This window comes from Pantoea graminicola, assembly GCF_048452665.1.
Taxonomy (GTDB): Bacteria; Pseudomonadota; Gammaproteobacteria; order Enterobacterales; family Enterobacteriaceae; genus Pantoea.
Window position 1 is genome coordinate 1 of the sequence record NZ_JBLWSJ010000020.1, and the last position, 1699, is coordinate 1699.

The 1699-nt window shown below is 54.0% G+C and carries 1 rRNA gene; it reads right to left on the bottom strand.

The annotated features are described in order from the left end of the window. A 23S ribosomal RNA gene (locus ACNY69_RS21595) occupies positions 1 to 1699 on the bottom strand; the annotation flags it as partial.

The following is a 1699-nucleotide window of genomic DNA, read 5'->3' on the forward strand; positions in this document are numbered from 1 at the left end:
TCACCTACGCGCCAGCGTGCCTTCTCCCGAAGTTACGGCACCATTTTGCCTAGTTCCTTCACCCGAGTTCTCTCAAGCGCCTTGGTATTCTCTACCTGACCACCTGTGTCGGTTTGGGGTACGATTCTGTGTTACCTGATGCTTAGAGGCTTTTCCTGGAAGCAGGGCATTTATCACTTCAGCACCGTAGTGCCTCGTCGTCACGCCTCAGTGTAAAGTGAACCGGATTTGCCTGGAACACACACCTACACGCTTAAACCGGGACAACCGTCGCCCGGCTGATATAGCCTTCTCCGTCCCCCCTTCGCAGTAACACCGAGTACAGGAATATTAACCTGTTTCCCATCGACTACGCCTTTCGGCCTCGCCTTAGGGGTCGACTCACCCTGCTCCGATTAACGTTGAACAGGAACCCTTGGTCTTCCGGCGAGCGGGCTTTTCACCCGCTTTATCGTTACTTATGTCAGCATTCGCACTTCTGATACCTCCAGCATGCCTCACAGCACACCTTCGACGGCTTACAGAACGCTCCCCTACCCAACAGCGCATACGCGCCGCTGCCGCAGCTTCGGTGCATGGTTTAGCCCCGTTACATCTTCCGCGCAGGCCGACTCGACCAGTGAGCTATTACGCTTTCTTTAAATGATGGCTGCTTCTAAGCCAACATCCTGGCTGTCTGTGCCTTCCCACATCGTTTCCCACTTAACCATGACTTTGGGACCTTAGCTGGCGGTCTGGGTTGTTTCCCTCTTCACGACGGACGTTAGCACCCGCCGTGTGTCTCCCGTGATAACATTCTCCGGTATTCGCAGTTTGCATCGGGTTGGTAAGCCGGGATGGCCCCCTAGCCGAAACAGTGCTCTACCCCCGGAGATGAGTTCACGAGGCGCTACCTAAATAGCTTTCGGGGAGAACCAGCTATCTCCCGGTTTGATTGGCCTTTCACCCCCAGCCACAGGTCATCCGCTAATTTTTCAACATTAGTCGGTTCGGTCCTCCAGTTAGTGTTACCCAACCTTCAACCTGCCCATGGCTAGATCACCGGGTTTCGGGTCTATACCCTGCAACTTAACGCCCAGTTAAGACTCGGTTTCCCTGCGGCTCCCCTATACGGTTAACCTTGCTACAGAATATAAGTCGCTGACCCATTATACAAAAGGTACGCAGTCACCCCATAAAGAGGCTCCCACTGCTTGTACGTACACGGTTTCAGGTTCTGTTTCACTCCCCTCGCCGGGGTTCTTTTCGCCTTTCCCTCACGGTACTGGTTCACTATCGGTCAGTCAGGAGTATTTAGCCTTGGAGGATGGTCCCCCCATATTCAGACAGGATACCACGTGTCCCGCCTTACTCATCGAGCTCACAGCCTGTGTGTTTTTGTGTACGGGAGTATCACCCTGTACCCTGCGACTTTCCAGACGCTTCCACTAACACACAAGCTGATTCAGGCTCTGGGCTGCTCCCCGTTCGCTCGCCGCTACTGGGGGAATCTCGGTTGATTTCTTTTCCTCGGGGTACTTAGATGTTTCAGTTCCCCCGGTTCGCCTTGCAGCACTATGTATTCATGCTGCAATGATGCACTGAGTGCACCGGGTTTCCCCATTCGGACATCGACGGCTGTAGCGGTTCATATCACCTTACCGTCGCTTTACGCAGATTAGCACGTCCTTCATCGCCTCTGACTGCCAGGGCATCTGCC